We start from the raw sequence: 25,165 nt of genomic DNA on the forward strand, positions 1-25,165 counted from the left end.
TTTATTCGGAAGCCACGCGTGTGAGGCTATCGAGAGACAGAGAGCACGCCTCGATCGCATCCAGCATCTTGCGGAAACGAGGATGATTTCGAACTGAATCCAGGTCGGAGTCGTGCTTGAACCAGAGGATCTGGTAGCAGGAGGACTGCGGCAACAGCGACTCGAGAATGTCGAGCGCCGTGTCTCGCTCATCCAGCAGCGCGTACACGCAGGCAGCATTGTACTGCGCGACGATATCGTCGGGATCGATGGCCTGGGCGCGCCTGATCCATTCCTTGGCCCGCTCCTTGTCGCCCATATGCGCCAGCGCGAGCGCGCCGCGGTGGGCGGGGCCGGAGTTTTCCGGATGACGCTCGAGCGCACGTTCAGCGCGCTCCAGAGCGACACGCGCCCAGTTCTCCCGCTCCTTCTTGAAACCAAGGGAGCGGCAGGCGCTGATCAAGTGGATCGGCGAGAGATAGTCGTCCGGATGGATTTCCGAGGCTCTGGTGAAGAAGTTGATGGCGCGCTGGAACTTGCCCTGCATGAACATGAAGCGGCCGTAGTGGAAGTTCACCTCATAGAGATCGGGTTCGAGCGAGAGCGCCTTGTCGAACTCCACCAGCGCCTCGTCGTCCCGCCCGTCCTGATGCAGCGCGAGGCCGCGCGAGGCATGGGCCTCGGCAAGATGCGGATCGAGCGCCAGCGCCTTGGCGGTCAGGTTCAGGATGCCCTGCAACGTGTATTCGCCGGCATGCCAGTCACGCAGAGCGGATTCGCAATCGGCGATGCCGGCATAGGCACGGGCATATTGCGGATCGAGCGCAACCGCGGTCGTGAACATACGCCGTGCCATCAGCAGGTAAGGCCGCGTCCAGGTGTTGGAAAACTGGCGGCCGCGCAAATAGTAGGTGTAGGCTTCGACGCTGTTGGTGGGCTCGCTGGCGATTGCCTGCTTTTCCTCCGGCAGAAGCTTGATCTTAAGCTGAGCGACGATCGCGTGGGTGATCTCGTCCTGGATCGCGAAGATGTCGGTCAACTCGCGGTCGAACCGGTCGGCCCAGACGTGCCCACCGTTCTTAGCATCGATCAGCTGTCCTGTTATGCGCACCCGCTGGCCGACCTTGCGGACGCTGCCTTCCAGAATGAAATTGACGCCCAACTCGGCAGCTACCTGCTTCACCTGCACGGATTTGCCCTTGTAGGTGAAGGCCGTGTTGCGGGCGACGACATAAAGGTTCGAGATCTTTGACAGGTCGGTAATGATGTCCTCAGTGATGCCGTCGGAGAAATATTCCTGTTCGGGATCGCCGCTCATGTTGGTGAAGGGCAGGACGGCGACCAGTTGCTTGTGCTTCTCCTTTGCCGCGCTGAGCGCCGCTTCATGCACCTTCAGCGGCAATGCGCGCCTTGGTGCGACGGCGTATACCCTCACCGGGCGCGCGATGTTCTTCAGGGAATGCTCGCCCTTGTCCTGGAACACGACATCGAGCCTTCCGCCGACATGGTCTCTGGCGGACGCCGAAATCGCGATCCCGCCAGGCTCGGCGATCCCCTCCAGACGCGCGGCGAGATTGACGCCGTCCCCGAAGATATCGCCATCCTCGACCAGAACGTCCCCCAGATGGATACCGATGCGAAACTCTATGCGGCGCGGGTCCTCGACCAAGCCATTGCGCTCCGCCATCGCTCGCTGCACCTCGTCGGCGCAGGCTACCGCATTGACGATGCTGGAGAATTCGACGAGCATCCCGTCGCCTGTCAGCTTGACGATCCGGCCCTTGTGAGCTGCGATCTTCGGGTCGATCAACTCCTCGCGGCAACGCTTGACGGCGGCAAGCGTGCCCGACTCGTCTGAGCCCATCAGACGGCTGTAGCCTACGATATCTGCTGCTAAGATGGCTGCGAGACGGCGTTCCAAGGTGACCTCGGCACTGGCTGACAAAAACACGGACGCAGGTCTAGTCTTCTTTAAGATGCCCGGTCGAACGTAATTAGCAATTAAGTAATAAAGCGAATAAAGACGCAAAAGTCGAGCCTGTTCCCGCAATGCAACCGCTTAAGAACAGAAAAGCCCGGTTGACGGGCAACCGGGCTTTCGGAAAAAGACCTGAAATCACAGGATCAGTTCTCGAAGAACTCTTTCATTCGAGCAAAGAAACCGGTCGATTCTGGATTGTTTTCCTTGGAAGACAGTTCCTCGAACTCCTGAAGAAGCTCGCGCTGGCGCTTGGTGAGCTTCTGCGGTGTCTCGATCTGGATCTGGATGTAGAGATCGCCCGTCTGCGGCGAACGCAGCACCGGCATCCCCTTGCCCTTCAGGCGAAACTGCTTGCCGGCCTGCGTGCCTTCCGGCACCGTGACGCGCGACTTCGTACCGTCGAGGGTCGCGACATCGAACGTACCGCCGAGCGCGGCCGTCGTCATCGAGATCGGGATCGAGCAATAGAGATCGGCTCCGTCGCGCTGATAGAACTCATGCGGCTTCACCGACAGGAAGATATAGAGGTCGCCCGCCGGTCCACCGCGGGTGCCAGCCTCGCCTTCGCCCTGCAGGCGAATGCGGGTGCCGTCCTCGATGCCAGCAGGGATGTTGACCGAGAGCGAACGCTCCTCGGTAACGCGACCCTGGCCGTGGCACTTGGTGCAGGGGTCGGGAATGATCTGGCCGCGGCCATGACAGGTCGGGCAGGTGCGCTCGATCGAGAAGAAGCCCTGGGCTGCACGCACGCGGCCGGAGCCCTGGCAGGTGCCGCAGGTCTTCGGCTGGGTGCCGGGCTTGGCACCGGAGCCGGAACAGACGTCGCAGGTGATCGAGGTCGGAACCCTGATCTGCGCGGTCTTTCCGGAGAAGGATTCCTCCAGCGAAATTTCCATGTTGTAGCGAAGATCGGCGCCGCGTTCGCGACCGCCGGACGAGCGCTGCCGCTGCCGGCCGCCGCCCATCATCTCGCCAAAGATGTCTTCGAAGATGTCGGAGAAACCACCGCCGGCAAAGCCGCCGCCACCGCCCATGCCGCCATGCTCGAAAGCAGCGTGGCCATAACGGTCGTAGGCAGCCCGCTTCTGCGGGTCCTTCAGCATCTCGTAGGCTTCGTTGATTTCCTTGAACTTCTGCTCGGCGGTATGATCATCAGGATTCTTGTCCGGATGGTATTTCATCGCCAGCTTGCGGAAAGCGCTCTTCAGCTCTTTGTCATCCGCCGTCTTGGCGACACCCAGCGTTTCGTAAAAATCGGCTTTTGCCATTAAGGATCAGACCCCGGAAATGGATTTCCGGCTGCCATGGTGAGCAGCCGGAATGTCAGTTTCAAACGTGACCGTTTCGTCCAGCTTATGCGGACTTCTTGCGGTCGTCGTCCTTGACTTCTTCGTAGTCGGCATCGACGACATTGTCATCGCCGGCTTCAGCGGATGCGTCTGCCGCACCACCTTCAGCCTGCTGCGCTTCGTAGATCGCCTGACCGAGCTTCATCGAGACTTCCATGAGGGTCTGGGTCTTTGCCTTGATGTCTTCAGCATCAGGCTCAGACGCTTCGGTTGCAGACTTCAGCGCTGCGATCGCATCGGAAATCGCCGTGCGGTCGGCTTCGGTGACCTTGTCGCCGTAATCCTTCAGCGACTTCTCGCTGGAGTGGATCAGGCTTTCAGCCTGGTTCTTGGCTTCTACGCCTTCGCGACGCTTCTTGTCGGCTTCAGCATTGGCTTCGGCGTCCTTGACCATCTTCTCGATGTCGGCGTCGGAGAGACCACCGGAGGCCTGGATGCGGATCTGCTGTTCCTTGCCGGTGCCCTTGTCCTTGGCCGAAACCTGTACGATGCCGTTGGCGTCGATATCGAAGGTGACTTCGATCTGCGGAACGCCACGCGGTGCCGGCGGCAGGCCAACGAGGTCGAACTGGCCGAGCAGCTTGTTGTCGGCAGCCATTTCGCGCTCGCCCTGCGAAACGCGGATGGTGACGGCCTGCTGGTTGTCGTCGGCGGTCGAGAAGGTCTGCGACTTCTTCGTCGGGATCGTGGTGTTACGCTCGATCAGACGAGTGAAGACGCCACCCAGCGTTTCGATGCCGAGGGACAGCGGGGTTACGTCGAGAAGCAGAACGTCCTTGACGTCGCCCTGGAGAACGCCGGCCTGGATGGCGGCGCCGAGGGCTACGACTTCATCCGGGTTGACGCCCTTGTGCGGCTCCTTGCCGAACAGCTGCTTGACGACTTCCTGCACCTTCGGCATGCGGCTCATGCCACCGACCAGAACGACTTCGTCGATCTCGGCAGGCGTGACACCAGCATCCTTGAGGGCTGCCTTGCACGGCGCGATGGTGCGCTGGATCAGATCGTCAACCAGGCTTTCCAGCTTGGCGCGGGTCAGCTTCAGCGTCAGGTGCTTCGGACCGGTTGCATCGGCCGTGATGAACGGCAGGTTGATTTCGGTCTGCTGCGAGGACGAGAGTTCGATCTTGGCCTTTTCGGCAGCTTCCTTGAGGCGCTGCAGAGCAAGCTTGTCGCCCTTGAGGTCGATGCCGTTGTCCTTCTTGAACTCGGCAACGAGGTATTCGACCAGGCGCATGTCGAAGTCTTCACCACCGAGGAAGGTATCGCCGTTGGTGGACTTCACTTCGAAGACGCCGTCGCCGATCTCGAGGATCGAGATATCGAAGGTACCGCCACCCAAGTCGTAAACGGCGATCGTCTTGCCGTCCTTCTTGTCGAGACCGTAGGCCAGCGCTGCCGCCGTCGGCTCGTTGATGATGCGCAGAACTTCGAGGCCAGCGATCTTGCCGGCATCCTTGGTTGCCTGGCGCTGTGCGTCGTTGAAGTATGCGGGAACGGTGATAACGGCCTTTTCGACCTTTTCACCGAGATAGGATTCAGCGGTTTCCTTCATCTTCTGAAGGATCATCGCGGAGATCTGGGCAGGCGAATAGCCGGTGCCGCGGGCCTTGACCCATGCGTCGCCGTTGTCACCCTTGGTGATCTCGAAAGGCACGAGAGCCTTGTCCTTTTCAACCGTCGGATCGTCGTAGCGGCGGCCGATGAGGCGCTTCACTGCGAACAGCGTGTCCGTGGGGTTGGTAACTGCCTGGCGCTTGGCCGGCTGACCGACGAGGCGTTCGCCATCTTCGGAAAATGCTACGATCGAAGGCGTCGTGCGCGCACCTTCGGCGTTCTCAATGACCTTCGCGTCCTTGCCGTCCATGACAGCGACGCAGGAATTTGTCGTTCCGAGGTCGATACCAATTACTTTTGCCATGTCATTCTCTCCTTGAAGCAAGCTGTCGGAACCCCGGTAAGGCATTTCCCTGACAGCCCCTTACGGGATTGGTCTTTAAGATTAACGCAATCGTGATTGCGGTGATGCGGCGTATATAAGGAGCGGTTTTCGCGACTGCAAGGCAGAGAATAGCCTGAAAACCAGCAAAAAGAGCCTAGGCCAATTAATTTTCACAGCCTCAGGAAAGCCGCATTTTTTCTTAGCCGACAACGGCGCTATTGGCCCATGATCAGGTCAAGCAAAGTCGTGCGGCGCGGACGCTCTACGGGGCCCTCCAGCGTATCGCCGACCTCGCCCGGCGGAACGGCGTCGCCATAGCCGTAGCGGCCATCTTCAGCAACGTCCGATGGTGGGACAGGACCTCTGCCGACCGGCGCAAGCTGCTGCCGCGCAGGCCGGCTTGGCGCCTGTGGATAGCGACTTTCCGCCTCGCTGGATCCGCCGAAAACACCCGATATGATGCTGCCGATCGCGCTTGGTTCTTCGACCGGTTGCTGCATGCCGGGTTGCTGCATGCCGGGCTCGACCGACGCTATCGGCTGGTCGGCATTGCCCGGGCTGACCGGATCGGCCATGAACTGGCCGCTACCGAACAGCGGCGCAGGCGACAGCCCCTTGTGGGCGGCGACCATGAATGTCTGCCAGGCCTTGGCCGGCAAACCGCCGCCGGTGACCTTCTTCATCGGCTTGCCGTCGTCGTTGCCGAACCAGACGCCCGTCGTCAGGTTGCTGGTGAAGCCAACGAAAAGCGCGTCGCGCGAATTCTGCGTCGTGCCGGTCTTGCCGGCTGCCTGCCAGCCCGGGATCTTGGCGCTCTTGCCCGTTCCCTGGTCGATCACGCCCATCATCATCGCGTTCATGTTCGCGGCGATCGTCTCGGACAACACGCGAGGCGGATTGTCATAGGTATTTTCGTAGAGAACCTTGCTGCCGTCGGCGGTCGTCACGCGGCGGATGACGTGCGGCGTTGCCTTGTATCCGCCGTTCATGAAGGCCGCATAGGCGCCGGTCAGCTCCATCAGCGATACTTCTGACGTACCAAGCGCAATCGATGCGTTCGGCTGCAGTTCCGATTCGATGCCGAGGCGATGCGCCAGCTTGATCACCTGATCCGGGCCGTCATACATCACCAGCTGCGCCGCAACCGTATTCAGCGACTTCGCAAGCGCCGTCGCGAGCGTCACCTGACCATTGTATTTCTTCTCGTAGTTTTCCGGCGTCCAGTCGCCGATCCGGATCGGCGCGTCGTTGAACACCGAAAATGGCGTCAGACCCTTTTCGAGCGCTGCGGCGTAGACGAACGGCTTGAATGAGGAGCCCGGCTGGCGCTTGGCCTTGACGGCGCGATTGAACTGGCTGTCGGCGTAGTCACGACCGCCGACCAGAGCGCGGATCGCCCCGGTGCCGTCGATCGAGACAAGGGCTGCCTGCGACGCGTCGAGCTTGGCTCCGTCCTTGTTCAGCACATCCGTCAGGGACTGCTCCGCCCGCTTTTCGAGCGTCTTGTCGATCGTCGTATCGACGACGATGTCCTCCTTCACATCTCCGATCAGTCCCGGCAGCTCGTCCATCACCATATCGGCGACGTAGTGTCCGGCTCCGGACCAGTAGCGCTTTGCCTTGGCCGGGGTCTGCGACATGGCCGTCTTGACCTCGTCGTCGGTGACATAGCCCTGGTCGCGCATGGCCTGCAGGACCACCTGTGCGCGGGCATTGGCCGCTTCCGGATCACGCGCTGGCGACAGACGCGACGGAGCCTTGACCAGACCGGCGAGGAGCGCTGCTTCGCCGAGGTTCACGTCGCGCGCCGACTTGTTGAAGTAGCGACGGGATGCTGCCTCCACGCCATAGGCGTTCGAGCCGAAGAAGACGCGGTTGAGATACATCGCAAGGATCTGATCCTTGGTGTACTTCTGCTCAAGCCACAGAGCGAGCAGCACTTCCTGCACCTTGCGCTCAAGCGTGCGATCCGGCGAGAGGAACAGGTTCTTGGCAAGCTGCTGCGTCAGCGTCGAGCCGCCCTGGACCATGTGACCTGATGTCAGGTTGGTGACGAAGGCGCGCGCCAGCCCGAGAGGGTCGACGCCATAGTGCGAATAGAAACGGCGGTCCTCGATCGCAACGATCGCCTCGGGGATATAGGGAGACATGTCTTCCAGCGCGAGCGCCTCGCCACCGGTCGTACCGCGGTTGGCCATGACGCTGCCGTCGACGGCCGTGATCTTCACGTTCGGCGGACGATCGGGGATGGCCCACGTGCTGGCGCTGGGCATGCGCGAGCCGTAGTAGAAGACGAGGCCCGCCACGCCAATCCCCGCCCAGATGCCGAGCACGATGCACCAATAGACGATCCGGTGAATAAATCCGAAGAGGCCGCCGCTTTCGCGCGGGGGCGGACGGCGCTTGCGTCCTGCCGGCTGGCGGGAACGCGAAGGCTTGGAGGAGGCTGACCGCTTTACCGAACGTCCACCTGCGACGCGATCTTCGGCGTCGAGGGCGAAATCGTCATCATCATCCCGGCTGTCGCGGCCGTTGAAGGACGGTTCGATTCTGTCGTGTGATCTGCCTCTGCCTGCCATTTAGGACCGGTCGCGCTCCATTTTTGCCAAACAAACCCGATGTTTGCAGCATCCGCCCCACTGCGGGCGGTTCTCTACCCGGTTGAACTTTAAATGCGGCGATTTAAGGGGGGGTTAAGAACTCGTTAGGCACGCTCCAAACCTTTATTTTCCCGCGTTTCGCGCGCCTGGGAGCTGCCCCAACAATGCCATTTTTGGTTCAGCTCCCATTCACTCCGCGCACTCTCTAATCCGCATGCAAGGGACTTGCAGAACAGAGGTGCAGAGATGCGTATTTCAACAATCGCCATTGCGATTGCCCTAAGCGGAGCAGCCGTTTCCATTGCCGACGCAATGCCGATGGCGCCCATCGAGCCCGGCGCAGCCAAAGCGCCCGTCCTTGTCGACTACGCGTGCGGACGCGGCTTCCACATCACCCCATGGGGCAATTGCCGTCCGAACTGGAGACGGCCGCCACCCCCGCGATATGGCTGGCGCTACGAGCGCACCTACGGATGGGGCGACCGGCCGCCGCCGCGCTATGGCTGGGGTTACGACCGGCCCCGCCGTCCGCCACCGGGCTGGGATCGCTATGACCGGTATGACAATAACTGGCGCTAGATCCATCCGCTGATATTGAACAGGAAGGCCCGGCTGATTGCCCGGGACTTTTTTGCACTCCCGACAGCCACGCTATTTTAGCATGGCTGCCATTCGTTGCGGTTGTCACAAATCTGACATATAGCCAGCCGAATTGCGCCTAAGAATAGCGCAGCAAGCGCAATATGTAGGCACTGATGAGCATAGACCCAGCAAAAACGGACGAATTCAAGCTGCGCGAAGTATGGAGCGTGCAGGAGTTTGCGCGCCAATACCGGCTCAGCAAGATGGAAGAGAGCCGACTGAAAATGCTGCACGGGCCTTTTGCCGAGATGCGCGATCTTCTCGCCGGCCGGGAAAGAACAGTTTCGGTCTGGTAGCAGGGAACCATTAGGGCGCTACGCGATTATAGGAAGACGGAACAACCCTCAGTTCCGTCAGGATCGGCCGCCTCCCCTCAGACGTCCGATCAAAATTAGGCCCGGCGACTCATCGAGAGTCCCGGGCTTTTTCGTGGGCGAAGCCGTGAAAAAAGGGCGGCCTCGCGACCGCCCTTTTCCGTTATCTCTGATTGTCGCGGCAGGCCTGATCGCCGGGTGCGCAGGCCGGATGCCGGCGGCGATCCTGGTTGCCACGATCATGACCCGCGTCGCGCCCGCCCTGCGGAGGCCGCTGGACATTGTCGCGATTGCGGTTGCGATCAAGTTCCGGCGGACGACCGTTGCCGGGGCGTCCCTGCATGTCGGGGCGACGATCGGGTCCGCGATCCGAGTTCGGGCGACGATCTGGCTGCGACCCGAAATCCGGGTTGCCACCGGGACGACCGATCGCATTGCCATTGCCGGGACGCGGCTGAGCATCGGGGCGCCGGTCGGGACCGCGGTCCGAATTCGGACGGCGGTCGGGCTGCGAACCAAAATCAGGACGCCGGTCCGGGCCGCGATCATAGCCGGGCCTAGGGCCGGGGCCGCGATCATAACCAGGGCCGCGGCCGGGAACGGCAGGCGGGCGATCATAGACGGGGTTGCGGTGCCAGCGATCCCGCTCATGGTAGAAATTGCGATCGCGGTAATAGCGATCCCAATAGTTGCCGACGCTGAAGACGACGGTCGGAATGCCCAGCGGGCGATAATATTCCGGCCCGACATACACCCGGCGCTGCTGATAGACCGCCTGCACGTAGGCGCCGGCTACCCAGCCGCGACCACCATAGAACTCGACATCGCACCACGGTACGTCGGCGAGACATCCATGGATCTCGACCGATTCACCGGCCGGAATGACCGTAACAGCGGGGTATTGCGTGCTTGGACCGGCGCGCATGTTGACGTTCGCAGTGGCATAGCCCTCTGCGGCTTCGGCAATTGCCGGTGCCAGCACCAGTGCCGCTACGGCGGCTATTTTCATCAGCATCGGTTTCACGCTGTACTCCCTTCAGGACACGCACCATCGGCGGCGCAAAGCGCGCCGTCGCAACAACTATTCATATATCTTTCAATAGGTTATATTCGTGGCCGGATGAACGCAGCTTGAACGGCAATATTTGCTTTCGGGGCTTGAAACCTGCCCTCGCAATACCGATCTATGGTTCTACGGATTGCAGCGGGTGGATATCCGAAGGCGCTTTCATAGTCGCCGAGGTCCATTGAAGGCCCGGTCGTAGCGTTAACGATTCGTTAACCTTTTCGGGCCACTCTGGCTGCAATATTCGCTTCCTCCTTGACCACGGATGTACTGGCATCGAAGTGAAGCGAATGACGAAAGGCCGGTTTTTGCCGGCCTTTTTGTTCTCTAAGGCGTCCACGGCGAAAGCCGAGACGCCTTTTTTGTTTTTCAGGCCGCCAGAGCTTCCAGGATGCGGATCCAGGAGCGGATGCCCTTGTGGTACGAGACCAGCTCGTACTTTTCGTTGGGCGAGTGGATGCGGTCATCACTCAGGCCGAAGCCGACGAGCAGCGATTCCATTCCCAGCATTTTCTGGAAGTCGCCCACGATTGGGATGGACCCACCCATGCCGATGACGACGGCCGGCTTCGGCCATTCGTCGGACAGCGCGGTTTTCGCCTTCGTCAAAACAGGGGAATCGTAGGAAAGATGGATCGCCGGCGAGCCGCCGTGCGGATGAAACTCGACAGAGCAATCGGCCGGAATCTTCGAGCGGACAAAGGCGCGGAAGCTTTCGCGAACGGCGTCGGGGTTCTGCGTTCCGACGAGCCGGAAGGAGACCTTGGCGGACGCCTTGGCCGCGATGACGGTCTTGAACCCTTCGCCGGTATATCCACCCCAGATGCCGTTGACCTCGGCGGTCGGACGCGCCCAGGTCAATTCGAGAACGGACCGGCCTTTCTCACCCGACGGCACGGAGAGGCCAACTTCGCCAAGGAAACTCTCTGCCGTCTTTCCAAGCGTTTCCCAGGATGCCTTGACGTTCTCAGGCGTCTCCTCGACGCCATCGTAAAAGCCGTCGAGCGTCACGCGGCCGGTTTCGTCGCGCAGGCCCGAAAGCGCTTCGACAAGAATGTGGATCGGATTTGCGGCCGCGCCGCCGAAGAGACCGGAATGAAGATCGCGATCCGCGGCGGTCACGACCACCTCTTCACCGACGAGGCCGCGCAGTGCCGCGGCGATGGCCGGCGTATCGCGATCCCACATGCTGGTATCGCAAACCAGGGCGTAATCTGCCTTCAGCTCATCGGCATTGGCCTGCAGGAAAGGCTTCAGCGACGGCGAGCCCGATTCTTCCTCGCCTTCGAACAGGATGGTGATGCGGCAAGGGAGCGCTCCATTGATTTCCTTGTACGCGCGGCAGGCTTCGACGAAGGTCATCAGCTGGCCCTTGTCGTCCGCGGTGCCGCGTCCGGTCAGGATCTTGCGGCCGTTTCCGACATCCTTGATCGACGGTTCGAAAGGATCGTTTTCCCAGAGTTCGATCGGATCGACCGGCTGGACGTCATAATGGCCATAGAACAGGACATGCGGGGCAGCGGCGTCTGCGCCTTCATGGTGTGCAACCACCATCGGATGTCCGGGTGTGTCGCGCACGGAAGCCTCGAAACCCAACGTGTTCAGATAGCTGACAAGCCATTCAGCCGCCTTGCGGCATTCGGCCTTGTAAGCCGGGTCCGTCGAGATGGACTTGATGCGCAGCAGCTCGAAGAGCTTGTCCAGGCTCGATGTCAAATTCTCGTCCGCGCGGGCAAGGACCGTCTGTAATTCCGTCATTATCGACTCCTTTGGAAAATCGCCGGGACGATAGAACAAAGCGCCGACCCTTTCGAGACGAAAAATCCGGTGCCTGCTTGCCAACGCCCTCGATGCGGGTGGCACAAAAATGGAAAATGCAATTTACAGTTATTTAGTATCACCTCATTAAATTAAGGGGCGAGCTGTTGTTCGAGGTGACTGATGTTTTCCGTACTCACCTGTATTCGCGACAACCATGACTGGCGCCTGATCGTTGCCGCGGTCATCGTCTGCCTCGTTGGCAACGTCGCTGCCATGCTCCTCCTCTTCCGCGCCCAGGAATGCGACAGAGCCCAGCAACGCCGCTGGATCATCGCGTCGGCCTTCGCATGCGGCGTCGGCATCTGGGCGACGCATTTCATCTCGATGCTGGCCTATGACGGTGGCTTTCCGATCACCTACGGGCTCGGCCTGACCGTGCTCTCCGTCGTGCTGTCGATCGGCATCTCCCTGCTGGCGATGCTTGTCGCATCCGAAGGAACAAGCGGATACTCCTTTGCGTCTGGCGGCGTGCTCATGGCGCTTGGGATAGGCGCGATGCACCTGACGGGAATGCAGGCGATCGAAGCGCCGGTCGATATCATTTACGATCCCTACGCGACACTTGTGGCAATCTGCCTGGGTGCGATCCTTGCCAGCGGCGCGTTTCTTTCGTTCAGCCGCCTCAAGGGCGGCAAGCGGCTCCTGTGCTCGGCCATCGCCATGGTATGCGCCATCGCCGCGATGCATTTCATATCGATGAGCAGCATTACCCTCGTCCCAGTTCCAGGACGCAGCATCACGGCGACCGTGCTCGAGACGAAGACACTTGCCGCCATCGTCATGGCGGTCTCCACCATCCTCATTCTCATCGCTCTCGGCGCGGCGCTTCTGGCGAGCTACCTGACCGATCTGCGCGGGCTTGCAAACGCATCCATGGAAGGATTGCTGATCCTCCACCGCGATGTGATCGTCGATGCCAACGAGCAGATCCTCGCCATGACCGGCTGCCGCCTTGCCGACCTGCTTGGAGCCAAGCCGGATACGGTTCTGGTTCTGCCGGGGGAGATCGGCGAGGCCACCCACCACGAAACGCAATTGCTAACGAAGGACGAGACCGAGCTCCCGGTCGAAGTTCTCGTTCGCAGGATGGTGTACCGCGGCCGCAACTGCCGGGTGCTGGTAGTCCGCGACCTGACGGAGCGCAAGCGCGCACAGCAGATGATCGAGCATCTCGCCCAGCATGACGTGCTGACGGGATTGCCGAACCGGTCACTCTTCGACACGCGGATCCGGCATGCGCTGCAGGCGGCACAACGCAAGCGTGGCCAGGTTGCCGTCTTCTTCATGGATCTCGATCGCTTCAAGGCCGTGAACGACATCTTCGGGCATGCGGAAGGCGACCGTATCCTCTGCAAGGTGGCCGCCCTTCTTCGTCGCGTCGCCGACGACAGCGCCACGATCGCGCGGCTAGGTGGCGACGAGTTCGCGATCATTCAGGCAGGCAAGAAACAGCCCGAGGCGGCGCAACGGCTCGCCGGCGACATCCTCGAAGCGCTGGCTGGCGAAATGGATGTGACGCGTGATCCAACTGCCGTCGGCATCAGCATGGGCATTGCCATTTATCCGGCAGACGGGCGGTCGGTCGAGGAACTCTCCGACAACGCGGACACGGCCCTCTACCGGGCCAAGCATGCCGGGCGCGGCAAGGCCTGCTTCTTCGATACCGACATGGACGCCGCCGTTCGGGCGCGGCGCCAGATCGAAACCGAGCTGCGGCACGCGATCAGCCGCAACCAGCTCTATGTGAATTACCAGCCGATCCTCGACAGCACCACGAATGCCGTCAGCGGCTATGAGGCCCTGATGCGCTGGAACCGGCCGGGGCATGGCATCAGCGAGCCGAACGTCTTCATTTCCATCGCGGAGGAAAGCGGGACGATCGTACAGCTCGGCGAATGGGTCATGCGCCAGGCCTGCACGGAAGCTGCCCGCTGGCCGCAACCGCTCTCGATCGCCGTCAACGTCTCGCCTGTTCAGTTCATGCTGCCGAACCTCTACGAGCGTTTTGCGGCCATCCTCGAGGAAACCGGGCTGGCGCCGCAGCGGCTGGAGCTGGAGATAACCGAAGCGGCTTTCGTGCGGGATCGGGCGAATACGATCTCGACCCTGATGCGGCTGCACGAGCTCGGCGTTCGCATCGTCATGGATGACTTCGGCACCGGCTTTTCCTCGCTTTCAAACCTGCGCGCCCTGCCCTTCGACAAGATCAAGGTCGACAGAAGCTTTACCGGCGTGCTCGAGCACGACGCGGCGGCTCGTTCGATCGTTCGCGCGATCATCGGCCTCGGGCATAGTCTCGGCATCCAGGTGGTTACGGAGGGTGTCGAAACCGAATTGCAGCGCAAGATCGTCATCGACGAGGGATGCGGGCAAATGCAGGGACTGCTGCTCGGAAAGCCGGATATAGAACCCAGCCTCAAGCTGGCGGCGCGCGAGAGTTTTCTCTCCACCCACGCCGACGAACGCACGCCGCCGAAGGCGATCTCCGCGTGAGATGTGAGCTCAGAGCTTCTTGGCGTTCTCGAGGAGACGGCGGATATACTCGAGCGTCAGCTCTCGCTCGAAAGCCTTGAAACCGTCAAACAGCGCCAGATCCGCCTCGCGGGCGGCTTCGACCGCGGCGCCCTGCATTCCTTTCGCCTTTTCCGTGAGAAAGACGAGCTGCGCACGCTTGTCGGAGGGATGCGGCCGGCGCTCGATGAGACCATCGCGCTCCATGCGCGCGAGCGTGTTCGCCATTGTCGCCTGTTCGATATCGACCCTTGCGAGCAGCTGCTTCTGTGTCAGCCCGTCCTCGGCCCAGAGTTCCAGCAAAATGGGAAACTGCCCGGGAGAAAAGCCGAGTCGTCCCGCCCGCTGCTGCAGCGAACGAGCAAAACCCTTGGCCAGTTGACTAGCCAGATAGGCTCCCGAGTCCATCCGATCAAATCCCATTTTTTCAATTAGGCGCAAAACTCAGACCGAAACAATGCAACAAATCGCATGCGATGCATCAAAATCGCTTCATATGGTTGTCACGGGAGAGATAGAGCAGAAAAACAAAGCCGCCATAGCCTGGAGGTCGGCTATGGCGGCTTGAAATGGGGACAAAGGCCCGGAGAGGGGATAAGGCCTTTGTCCAAGTCCGACGCGGCGGGGGACAAGCCGGCAATCAGACCCTCGACGCGATCAAAGATCACCGTCGGTAGTCATCATTTGTGATCTCGAATGTGGCTTTTCAAGGGAAGATTAGGAATTGACTATTACATTTTAGTAACAGTTTGGTGAGCCGAGATGTTTTCTCGGCTGGAACTTTATATAGACCTGACAGGGTCGCCGCGCTATCGATGGCAGCATGAAAAAAGGCGATCATCTTTTCCTTGTCGACGGCTCCGGTTTCATCTTCAGAGCTTTCCACGCACTCCCTCCGCTGACGCGCAAATCCGACGGTTTGCCGGTCGGCGCCGTCTCGGGTTTCTGCAACATGCTGTGGAAACTGCTGACGGATGCACGCGACACCTCCGTCGGCGTCACGCCGACGCACCTGGCCGTTATCTTCGACTACTCGTCGAAGACCTTCCGCAAGGATCTGTACGATGCGTACAAGGCGAACCGATCGGCGCCGCCCGAGGAACTGATCCCGCAGTTCGGCCTGATCCGGCACGCGACGCGCGCCTTCAACTTGCCGTGCATCGAGACCGAAGGCTTCGAAGCGGACGACATCATCGCGACCTATGCCCGCCAGGCGGAAGCGCTCGGCGCCGACGTGACGATCGTCTCCTCCGACAAGGACCTGATGCAGCTCGTCACGCCCAATGTCCACATGTACGACAGCATGAAGGACAAGCAGATCGGCATTGCCGACGTGATCGAGAAGTGGGGCGTGCCACCCGAGAAGATGATCGACCTGCAGGCGATGACCGGCGATTCCGTCGATAACGTGCCTGGCATCCCCGGCATCGGGCCAAAGACGGCGGCGCAGCTGCTCGCCGAATATGGTGATCTCGATACGCTGCTCGAGCGCGCGACCGAGATCAAGCAGGAGAAGCGTCGCCAGACGATCATCGAAAACGCCGACAAGGCGCGCCTGTCGCGCGAACTCGTCAAGCTGCGCACCGATGTCCCGCTTGAGCTCGCGGTCGAAGACCTCGTTCTGGAGCAGCAGAACGGCCCGAAGCTGATCGGCTTCCTGAAGGCGATGCAGTTTACCAGCCTGACGCGCCGTGTTGCCGACGCCTGCGCCTGCGATGCCAGCGTCATCGAGGCGGTCGACGTTCCCGTCGAATGGGGCGCCAACGCCCATGGCCCCGATCTTGACGTGGTGCAGCCCGAGCCCGTCGCTGGCGGCATTCCCGAGGTGGAGGGCGAATCCGTGCCTGTGCCGGCCACGGCAAACGGTGCCCAGGGGACCTTCCTGGCCGCCAACCTGGCGGCGGCACGCGCCGAGGCTTTCGCGACCCTGCCCTTCGATCACTCCGGTTACGTGACGATCCGCGATGTCGCGACGCTCGACGCATGGATCGCCGACGCCCGCGACAAGGGCCTCGTTGCCTTCGATACGGAAACGACATCGCTCGACGCGATGCAGGCGGAGCTTGTCGGTTTCTCGCTCGCGATCGCCGACAACGACAAGAACCCCACCGGCACCAGCATTCGCGCCGCCTACATTCCGCTTGGCCACAAGACGGGTATTGGCGATCTGCTCGGCGGCGGGCTCGCGGACAACCAGATTCCGATGCGCGACGCCCTGCCCCGCCTCAAGGCGCTGCTGGAAGACGAAAGCATCCTGAAGGTCGCGCAGAACCTCAAATACGATTACCTGCTGATGAAACGCTACGGCGTCGAAACGAAGAACTTCGACGACACGATGCTTATCTCCTATGTGCTCGATGCCGGAACGGGCGCGCACGGCATGGATCCGCTGTCGGAGAAATTCCTCGGCCACACGCCGATCGCCTACAAGGATGTTGCCGGTAGCGGTAAGTCGAGCGTTACCTTCGATCTGGTCGCCATCGACCGGGCGACCCACTACGCGGCGGAAGACGCGGAAATCACCCTGCGCCTCTGGATGGTGCTGAAGCCGCGCCTAGCCGCGGAAAAGCTGACGACCATCTACGAGCGACTGGAGCGGCCGCTGTTGCCCGTTCTCGCGCACATGGAAGAGCGCGGTATTACCGTCGACCGGCAGATCCTGTCGCGCCTGTCCGGCGAACTGGCGCAGGGTGCGGCCGGGCTTGAAGACGAGATCTACAAGCTTGCCGGCGAACGCTTCACGATCGGCTCGCCCAAGCAGCTTGGCGATATCCTGTTCGGTAAAATGGGACTGACGGGCGGCACGAAGACGAAAACCGGCCAGTGGTCCACCTCGGCAAGCGTGCTGGAAGATCTTGCCGCCGCCGGTTTCGAGCTTCCACGCAAGATCGTCGACTGGCGCCAGCTGACGAAGCTGAAATCGACCTATACCGACGCGCTGCCGGGCTACGTCCATCCGCAGACGAAGCGGGTTCACACCTCCTATTCGCTGGCATCGACGACAACAGGGCGCCTCTCCTCGTCGGAACCGAACCTGCAGAACATCCCGGTTCGTACCGCCGAGGGTCGCAAGATCCGCACGGCCTTCATCTCGACGCCGGGGCACAAGCTGATTTCGGCCGACTACAGCCAGATCGAGCTGCGCGTGCTCGCCCACGTCGCCGAGATCCCGCAGCTGACACAGGCCTTTGCCGACGGGATCGACATTCACGCGATGACGGCATCCGAAATGTTCGGCGTGCCTGTGGAGGGCATGCCGTCGGAGGTGCGCCGCCGCGCCAAGGCGATCAACTTCGGCATCATCTACGGCATCTCGGCCTTTGGCCTTGCCAACCAGCTGTCGATCGAGCGATCCGAGGCGGGTGACTACATCAAGCGCTACTTCGAGCGCTTCCCCGGTATTCGCGACTACATGGACAGCCGCAAGCAGATGGCCCGCGACAAGGGCTATGTGGAGACGATCTTCGGTCGGCGAATCAACTATCCGGAGATTCGCTCCTCCAATCCCTCGGTGCGCGCCTTCAACGAGCGCGCGGCGATCAACGCGCCGATCCAGGGGTCGGCTGCCGATATCATCCGCCGGGCGATGATCAAGATCGAGCCGGCGCTGGCGGAAGCAGGGATTGGCGATCGCGTGCGCATGCTGTTGCAGGTGCATGACGAATTGATCTTCGAGGTCGAGGATGCCGACGTCGAAAAGGCCATGCCGATCATTGTATCGGTGATGGAAAACGCCACCATGCCGGCGCTCGAAATGCGTGTGCCGCTGAAGGTCGACGCCCGTTCGGCGATGAACTGGGACGAAGCGCATTGAGCGCTTCGTCGAAAAATCCCTAAAATTTTCCATATCCAGCAAGGCGCTGAAAACAATAAACTTTCGCCTTATTGCCGAGGTCGCGACAGCCCTCATGGAAGGAACTTATTAACCTTCATTTCCTAAGCCGGAAGAGGATAATAGTTGCTAATCATGAGTGAGTAGCGGTCGTATGCGCTTTCCTAGAACCAATCTGACGGATGCCGGTGAGATTTCCACGGAGATCGACGGCGAACAGCTGCAGGAACAGGCCGGCGAGAAGCCGGTGCCGCCGATCTGGCAGAATCACTTTTCGCTGGCGCCGAATGTCCGCTTTACCCGCACGCCGGAGAGCCAGATCAACCCGCGCAAGCAGCCAGCCGAGCCGGTGCAGCAGCGGGTGATGGAACCTGCCCAAGTGGCAGCACTCACGCCGCAGCGCGCGCCGACACCTGCCCCGGCATCTGCTCCCCAGCCCGCCCAAGTGGTGGCACCGGTGGCCCAGCCGATCGTCGTGCCGTCGCAGCCCGCGGCACAGCCGCGCCAGGGCTATGTCGGCCGCCAGGCCGCCATGCAGCCGGCCGTCACGCAGCCGCAGCCCCACGTTCAACAGCAGGCGCTGCGCCATGCCTATGCGCCGCAGACGACTGCGCCACGTGCGCCCTTGGTCACGCCTCGCGCGCCCGTTGTCGTCAACGTGCCCTTCGACGTCCGCCAGCCGGAAGCCAATTTCGTTACCGTCGAAGAAACCGCGATCGTCGTTTCAGAGACCGCTGACGAAGCGCAGTTCCATGCCTCTTCCAACCTCGCCTCGATCTCAGACTTCGCCTTCTGGGAAGTGATGTCCTTCGAAGAGGGCCAGGCGCCGGCCGAGCCGGTGGAGGCGACGCCCCAGGTACAGATCGTAGCGCCACAGGCGGTGCTCGCGCCGCATTCGATCATCAGCCAGTTCCGCATCATGGAATGGCGGCCGGGCAAGCAGCCCGTCGTCGCCGCTCCCTATGCCGCGCCGCTGCCCGCTGCTGTTGCCCCTGCTCCGGTTGCTACGGCCCCGGTTGCCGCTCCCATCACAGCCGCAGCGCCTGCCGTTTCCATGGCAGCGCCTGTTGTCGTGGCACCGGCACCGAGCACCGGTCGCACGCCGATCCGCCAGCCGCTTGCGGTCAGACTGAAGCAGCAGGCGGCTGCCGCCGAGGTACTGGCGACCGCCCCTGCCCCTCAGGTCGTGCAGCCCATCGCCATAGAGCCGCAGCCGGCCGCAGCGCAGCCGATCGCACCGATGCCTGTTCGTTCGCAGCCGGCGATCGCGCCGCTTGCGCCTGCTGCCCGCATGGTGACGCACAAATTCGTACCGTCCAAGGTCGATGCCTCGGGCTACGAGTTCCCCTCCAACTCTCTGCTGCAGGAGCCGCCGGAACGCGTCGGCGAGATCATGTCGCAGGAAGCGCTGGAACAGAACGCCGGGTTGCTGGAAAGCGTTCTTGAGGATTTCGGCATCAAGGGTGAGATCATCCATGTGCGCCCCGGTCCCGTCGTCACGCTCTATGAATTCGAGCCGGCACCGGGCGTCAAATCCTCACGCGTCATCGGCCTTGCCGACGATATCGCCCGCTCGATGTCGGCGCTGTCGGCGCGCGTCGCCGTGGTTCCCGGCCGCAACGTCATCGGCATCGAACTGCCGAACGTGCTGCGCGAAACCGTCTATTTCCGCGAGATGATCGAGAGCGCAGATTTCGAGAAGAGCAGCTTCAAGCTGGCGCTCGGCCTCGGCAAGACGATCGGTGGCGAACCTGTGATCGCGGAACTGGCGAAGATGCCGCACCTGCTCGTGGCCGGCACCACCGGTTCGGGCAAGTCGGTCGCCGTCAACACGATGATCCTTTCGCTGCTCTACCGGATGACGCCGGAGCAGTGCCGCCTGATCATGATCGATCCGAAGATGCTGGAACTCTCCGTCTATGACGGCATTCCGCACCTGCTCACCCCGGTCGTCACCGACCCGAAGAAGGCCGTGATGGCGCTGAAGTGGGCGGTGCGCGAGATGGAAGAGCGTTATCGCAAGATGTCGCGCCTCGGCGTGCGCAATATCGACGGCTATAACGGCCGCGTGGCGCAGGCCAAGGAAAAGGGCGAGACGATCCATATCATGGTGCAGACCGGCTTCGACCGCAGCACCGGTGCGCCTATCGAGGAACAGCAGGAACTCGACCTGACGCCAATGCCTTACATCGTCGTCATCGTCGACGAGATGGCCGACCTGATGATGGTCGCCGGCAAGGAAATCGAAGGCGCGATCCAGCGTCTTGCGCAGATGGCGCGCGCGGCCGGCATCCACCTGATCATGGCGACGCAGCGTCCCTCGGTCGACGTCATCACCGGCACGATCAAGGCCAACTTCCCGACCCGCATCTCCTTCCAGGTGACGTCGAAGATCGACAGCCGCACGATCCTTGGCGAACAGGGCGCCGAACAGCTGCTCGGCCAGGGCGACATGCTGCACATGCAGGGCGGCGGGCGCATCTCGCGCGTTCACGGCCCGTTCGTCTCCGACGCAGAGGTCGAGAAAGTCGTGGCGCATCTGAAGACCCAGGGACGCCCAGAATATCTCGACACGGTTACCGCCGACGAAGAGGAAGACGGCGAGGAAGAAGACAACGCCGTCTTCGATAAGGGTGACATGGCGGCCGAGGACGGCAACGACCTCTACGACAAGGCCGTCAAGGTGGTGCTCCGCGACAAGAAGTGCTCGACCTCCTACATCCAGCGCCGCCTCGGCATCGGCTACAACCGCGCCGCGTCGCTCGTCGAACGGATGGAGAAGGAAGGCCTCGTCGGCCCTGCGAACCACGTCGGCAAGCGCGAAATCGTCGCTGGTCGTGGTGGTGAGGCGGATTGATTAACCCGGTTGCCGGGTTCGATCACCAAGATCGGACCCGGCTCGGCGACCCCCGCGTTGTGGACCATCGCCAAATGCCGCGCCGGAGGTTCCTCGGCGACGGTCTAAGAGTGCTGGGAATGGGCAGGCAACTATAACGGTTGGTGGGAATGTCAGGCTTTATCGCCTGCCCGATCGCATGAAGGTCCCGGAGCCGTGTGGCCGACAGGAGCGTCTCTCGGCCTTCTCTTTCCGGATGGACGTCGGTCCTGACGACCGCTTGCCCACCTCTTGCAACCATCATCGAACGCCGGCCCTGCGGCCCGATTTGTCAGATCCGGTTCGCGACCCGGCTCCCTGTCCAATGACGGGAGCAAGTATCGGATGGGTCGATGCCGCGGGGATGTGCGCGGACGATGTTGCGCGGCAAGCGGCTGGAATCGCTGCGAAGTCTTTCGTCGCGCAAGAAAATTGTCCCCGCCGCTGGGAAACCCGGTCGAACGCCACCACTGCCGTGCGATGATGAAAGGCCTTGTCGCGCACAGCCACTGGGTGTAAGTGGCGGTTATCGCGAAAAGCGATCGCTTTCCTTGAGCCGCCCAGTGGCGGAGTAAACAGGTGGACGAATCGTCGTCCAGGCGGTCGAATACACGCCGTCCCTGCGCTTCGAGCATGGATGCGCCAGCGTTTTCCAAGAAACGAAACGCCTGACAACTGTCGGGCCCCAATCGCAAGCCATCGGCGCCAGCGGCGCTGGATGCATGCGTCGATCGGAACGCGTCATGAACAATCCACTCATCATCATTTTCACTGCCATCATTCTCGATGCCGTCGGCATCGGCCTCATCTTCCCGATCTTGCCTTCGCTGCTGCAGGACGTCACACATGCTGAAAACGTGGCGTCCTACATCGGCATCATGACCGCCCTCTACGCGGTCATGCAGTTCATCTTCGCGCCGGTTCTCGGTTCGCTCAGCGACCGGCTCGGGCGGCGCCCGGTGCTCCTGATCTCGCTGGCCGGCGCAGCCATCAACTATCTGTTCCTCGCCTTCGCGCCCAATCTCTGGATGTTGATGCTCGGCCGTGCCATTGCCGGCCTGACAAGTGCCAACGTCTCTGTGGCGACGGCCTACATCACCGATATTTCCCCACAGGAAAGCCGCGCTCGCCGCTTTGGCCTGCTGAACGCGATGTTCGGCATCGGCTTCATCGTCGGGCCGATCCTCGGCGGCGCGCTCGGAGACTACTGGCTGCGGCTCCCCTTCATTGCCGCGGCGGCCCTGAATGCCTGCAACCTGCTGCTGGCGTTCTTCATCCTGCCGGAATCGCGCACACCGACGCGGGAGAAGATCGATCTGGCAGCGCTCAACCCTCTGCGGCCGCTGCGTTGGGCGTTCTCAGTGAAGAGCCTGCTGCCGGTCATCTTCATCTTTTTCGTCTTCAGCGCGACCGGAGAAGCCTATGGCACGTGCTGGGCGCTGTGGGGCAGCGATACCTTCCAGTGGAGCGGGCTCTGGATCGGACTCTCACTCGGCGCCTTCGGCGTCTGCCAGACGCTGGCTCAGGCATTCCTTCCGGGCGTGGCCGTAAGGCTGCTCGGCGAGCGCACGGCCGTTCTCACCGGCGTCGCGGCCGCCTGCATTGCGCTGACCGTCATGGCCTTTGCCAACCAGGGCTGGATGATTTTCGCCATCATGCCGGTCTTCGCACTCGGCGGCATCGGCGTGCCGGCCTTACAGTCGCTGGCGACCCGCCAGGTCGATGAGAGCCAGCAAGGTCAATTCCAGGGCGTGCTGGCATCGGCCGTCAGCCTAGCATCAATCGTCAGTCCGCTCGCGTTCTCGAGCTTCTATTTTGTGGTGAGAGAACAGTGGCCCGGGGCAATCTGGCTATCGGTCGTCGTCGTCTACGCGCTCGGTGTCCCGCTGGTTCTCAGCCTGCACCGGCAAAAGGCGGAAGCGGCGCCAGCGATGTGAGCAGCGCTTCCATCGAAGCCGCCGACGGCGGCGGCGCAGGAAAAGATCATCTGCGTGAGAGCTGTTCGGCCGCGGCGCGGCGCAGTGTCTCGGCGACGAAATCAGTCTTGCCACCAGTGTAGATATCCCAGTCGCCATTGGCTTTCTCGGCGAGGTCGCGTTTCAGCGCCGCATACTCGGCGGCCCGTTGCGAGTGGTAGCGGAGATGATCGCGGAAAAGGAGGCGGTCGCGGTGGGCGGGATTGCCCGCCGTGCAGAGATAGAGGCGTAGGCCATCTTCGTGTTCGCGGGTAAAAGGCAAGCGGCCGTCATTATGAGGGTCGCCGTGTGTGCGGAAACCTGAGACGGCGAGCTTGGCTGATAGTGTCGACACGGCGGCTTCGTCGATGAGTACCGCGTCGAGGTCGATCTTCGGTTTGGCCGCCAGTCCGGGCACCGCGGTGCTGCCGATATGCTCGATGGCGAGGACGAGGCCAGGCGCAAGCGACAGGATTTCGTCTCTCGCCAGTTCGAGAGTGGGCCAGCGAGGATCATAGTCGACAATCCTGATGGCCGCATCCCTTGCCCGGCCCTTAGCCGATCTCGGCGAGACAGCCGTCGAGCGCCTCGATCATCCGGCGCTCGCCGTCTGCGAGGGAATCGCTGTTGTCGAGATCGACGACATCGTAGTCGCCGCGCACGGTGAGCGGGCCGCGAGCGAGGCGTGCCATGATGTCTTCATGGGTCTCCCGGCCCCGCGCCTCGAGGCGGGTGGCAAGTACTTCGGCGCGGGCGGTGACGTTGATGACCTTCAGGCGTGGGAAGACGGCCTGAAAGCGATGCAGCGCCGAACGGGAGCCATTGGCGATCACGAGATTGCCTGCAGCGAGCGACACCGATACCTCGGAGGGGATGCCGTATTTCAGGCCGTGCGCTTCCCACCAGACCGAGAAGCTGCCGGCCTGTTCCATCGAGGCGAAGCCCTGCTCAGACACGGCCAGATGGTCCTCACCACCGGCATCGTGATGGCGGGTGATGACACGGCGGACAAAATGCACATCCGGGCGGCCGTGAAAATGCTTGGCGGCCCGCGCCATCAGCGTGTCCTTGCCGGCGCCGCTGGGGCCGACTACGACGACCATGATACCGCGTTCGGTGCCCGGAACGACGTGGGGTTCGTGCGAGGGCATCATGCGACACGGCGTCCTTCACGCCAGACAGAGCGGCTGACCGGAACACCATGATCGCGGAAGACGCGGACCAGATCGGCGCGCAGGCCGGTCGCGATGCGGCCACGGTCGTTGAGGCTGACGGTACGGGCGGGCGTGGAGGTGACCATGGCAATCGCCTTCGGCAGCGAAATGCTCTCCACCTCGTCGGCAATCAGGAAGGGCGCGTAAAGCAGGCTGAGCGGCACGTAATCCGAGGAGAGAACATCGAGGACACCGCGTTCGGCGAGATCGCGGGCGGCGATGTTGCCGGAGTGCGACTTGCCGCGAACGATGTTCGGCGCGCCCATCAGCACGCTCATGCCATTCTCATGCGAGGCCTTGGCGGCGTCGAAGCTGGTCGGGAATTCGGCCAGGCGCACACCGTTTTCGATCGCCTCGTCAACGTGGGCGAGCGTCGCGTCGTCATGGCTGGCGACGGTGATGCCGCGTTCGGCGCAGACCTTGGCGATGGCGACGCGATGCGGCGTCGAATTGCGCTCGGATTCCGCGACACGGCGATCGACGAACTCGGCGAACTCGGCATCGGTGAGACCACGCTTCTTCTGGTAGTAGAAGATGTACTGATCCATCGTCTGGAACTGGCGCTGGCCCGGCGCGTGGTCCATCAGCGATACGAGACGGACGTAGGGGTCATTCTCGAAATCGGCAAAGTGCTCCAGCACATTGCCGGCGGAGACTTCGCAGCGCAGGTGGATCAGGTGCTCGGCGCGCAGGCGGCCTTCCTGCTCGGCCTTCTGGATGGCATCCGCCATTTCGCGCATCTCGCCATGCTCGAAGCCGCCGTCTTCGTCGGCGCCCATGCGCAGGCAGTCGAATACCGTGGTGATACCAGAGGTGACGATCTGTGCGTCGTGAGCCTGGATCGCGGCCGTCTTGTGCCAGCGCAGACCCGGACGTGGCGAATAGTGACCTTCGAGATGGTCGGTATGCAGTTCGACGAGACCCGGGATCAGATAATCGCCTTCGAAATCCTCGCCGACGCGGGAGCTGCCAGTCGAGATATCGGCGATCTTGCCGTCGCGGACAAGAACCGAACCTTCGACGATCTCATCCTCGAGAACGATGCGGGCATTGGAGAAGACTGTTTCTTTGGTCATCGACTAGG

General features: G+C 61.9%; 16 protein-coding genes. 6 read left to right on the top strand and 10 right to left on the bottom strand.

Annotation, left to right across the window (positions count from 1 at the left end):
* Nucleotide 1: 1 nt before the first annotated feature.
* The 4 genes from QTL94_RS03690 to QTL94_RS03705 form a co-directional block, all read right to left on the bottom strand.
* Nucleotides 2-1,900, bottom strand: coding sequence for a TPR end-of-group domain-containing protein (locus QTL94_RS03690; protein WP_289800623.1), 1,899 nt, complete (start codon nucleotides 1,898-1,900; stop codon nucleotides 2-4).
* 203 nt (nucleotides 1,901-2,103) lie between these two features.
* A complete protein-coding gene (gene dnaJ / locus QTL94_RS03695) occupies nucleotides 2,104-3,228 on the bottom strand; it encodes a molecular chaperone DnaJ (RefSeq protein ID WP_289800624.1) in 1,125 nt (374 codons plus the stop codon).
* A gap of 85 nt (nucleotides 3,229-3,313) precedes the next feature.
* On the bottom strand, nucleotides 3,314-5,230 hold the full coding sequence (gene dnaK / locus QTL94_RS03700) for a molecular chaperone DnaK (protein ID WP_065690990.1): 1,917 nt from the start codon (nucleotides 5,228-5,230) through the stop codon (nucleotides 3,314-3,316).
* Nucleotides 5,231-5,466: 236 nt separating this feature from the next.
* A complete protein-coding gene (locus tag QTL94_RS03705) occupies nucleotides 5,467-7,830 on the bottom strand; it encodes a transglycosylase domain-containing protein (protein WP_289800625.1) in 2,364 nt (787 codons plus the stop codon).
* A 267-nt stretch (nucleotides 7,831-8,097) separates the two neighbouring features.
* Here QTL94_RS03705 and QTL94_RS03710 point away from each other — a divergent pair, with 267 nt between their 5' ends.
* Both QTL94_RS03710 and QTL94_RS03715 read left to right on the top strand, forming a co-directional pair.
* Complete coding sequence (locus QTL94_RS03710; RefSeq protein ID WP_289800626.1) at nucleotides 8,098-8,430, top strand: GCG_CRPN prefix-to-repeats domain-containing protein; 333 nt, start codon at nucleotides 8,098-8,100, stop codon at nucleotides 8,428-8,430.
* A gap of 176 nt (nucleotides 8,431-8,606) precedes the next feature.
* On the top strand, nucleotides 8,607-8,789 hold the full coding sequence (locus tag QTL94_RS03715; RefSeq protein WP_113520499.1) for a hypothetical protein: 183 nt from the start codon (nucleotides 8,607-8,609) through the stop codon (nucleotides 8,787-8,789).
* A gap of 181 nt (nucleotides 8,790-8,970) precedes the next feature.
* Here the strand turns inward: QTL94_RS03715 and QTL94_RS03720 are convergent, their stop codons facing one another.
* On the bottom strand, nucleotides 8,971-9,831 hold the full coding sequence (locus QTL94_RS03720; RefSeq protein WP_502944096.1) for an SH3 domain-containing protein: 861 nt from the start codon (nucleotides 9,829-9,831) through the stop codon (nucleotides 8,971-8,973).
* 411 nt (nucleotides 9,832-10,242) lie between these two features.
* Nucleotides 10,243-11,631 (bottom strand): dipeptidase, encoded by a 1,389-nt coding sequence (locus QTL94_RS03725; RefSeq protein ID WP_289800627.1) that lies wholly within the window; start codon nucleotides 11,629-11,631, stop codon nucleotides 10,243-10,245.
* A 183-nt stretch (nucleotides 11,632-11,814) separates the two neighbouring features.
* Between QTL94_RS03725 and QTL94_RS03730 the strand changes: the two genes are divergently transcribed.
* Entirely contained in the window at nucleotides 11,815-14,187 is a 2,373-nt protein-coding gene (locus tag QTL94_RS03730; RefSeq protein WP_289800628.1) for a bifunctional diguanylate cyclase/phosphodiesterase, read from the top strand.
* 9 nt (nucleotides 14,188-14,196) lie between these two features.
* Here QTL94_RS03730 and QTL94_RS03735 read toward each other — a convergent pair whose 3' ends face one another.
* On the bottom strand, nucleotides 14,197-14,613 hold the full coding sequence (locus QTL94_RS03735) for a MarR family winged helix-turn-helix transcriptional regulator (protein WP_065690995.1): 417 nt from the start codon (nucleotides 14,611-14,613) through the stop codon (nucleotides 14,197-14,199).
* A gap of 415 nt (nucleotides 14,614-15,028) precedes the next feature.
* Between QTL94_RS03735 and polA the strand changes: the two genes are divergently transcribed.
* From polA to QTL94_RS03750, 3 genes are all read left to right on the top strand, one after another.
* Complete coding sequence (gene polA, locus QTL94_RS03740; RefSeq protein WP_289800629.1) at nucleotides 15,029-18,019, top strand: DNA polymerase I; 2,991 nt, start codon at nucleotides 15,029-15,031, stop codon at nucleotides 18,017-18,019.
* A gap of 172 nt (nucleotides 18,020-18,191) precedes the next feature.
* The gene (locus QTL94_RS03745; protein WP_289800630.1) at nucleotides 18,192-20,894 is read left to right on the top strand and encodes a DNA translocase FtsK; all 2,703 of its coding nucleotides are present in this window, start codon (nucleotides 18,192-18,194) and stop codon (nucleotides 20,892-20,894) included.
* Nucleotides 20,895-21,655: 761 nt separating this feature from the next.
* On the top strand, nucleotides 21,656-22,849 hold the full coding sequence (locus QTL94_RS03750) for a TCR/Tet family MFS transporter (protein ID WP_289800631.1): 1,194 nt from the start codon (nucleotides 21,656-21,658) through the stop codon (nucleotides 22,847-22,849).
* A 46-nt stretch (nucleotides 22,850-22,895) separates the two neighbouring features.
* Here the strand turns inward: QTL94_RS03750 and QTL94_RS03755 are convergent, their stop codons facing one another.
* From QTL94_RS03755 to QTL94_RS03765, 3 genes are read right to left on the bottom strand one after another with little or no spacing between them, the layout of a single operon-like run.
* Nucleotides 22,896-23,399 (bottom strand): GrpB family protein, encoded by a 504-nt coding sequence (locus QTL94_RS03755; protein ID WP_289800769.1) that lies wholly within the window; start codon nucleotides 23,397-23,399, stop codon nucleotides 22,896-22,898.
* Between the two features lie 22 nt (nucleotides 23,400-23,421).
* Nucleotides 23,422-24,021 carry a phosphonate metabolism protein/1,5-bisphosphokinase (PRPP-forming) PhnN gene (phnN, locus tag QTL94_RS03760; protein WP_289800632.1) on the bottom strand — a complete coding sequence of 200 codons (600 nt, stop codon included), beginning with the start codon at nucleotides 24,019-24,021 and terminating at the stop codon, nucleotides 23,422-23,424.
* Nucleotides 24,018-25,157, bottom strand: a complete 1,140-nt coding sequence (locus QTL94_RS03765; RefSeq protein WP_289800633.1) for an alpha-D-ribose 1-methylphosphonate 5-triphosphate diphosphatase — start codon at nucleotides 25,155-25,157, stop codon at nucleotides 24,018-24,020. Before QTL94_RS03765 ends, phnN begins: the two co-directional genes overlap by 4 nt.
* Nucleotides 25,158-25,165: the final 8 nt, after the last annotated feature.

It is taken from the genome of Rhizobium sp. S96 (assembly GCF_030382195.1).
Lineage (GTDB): Bacteria > Pseudomonadota > Alphaproteobacteria > Rhizobiales > Rhizobiaceae > Rhizobium.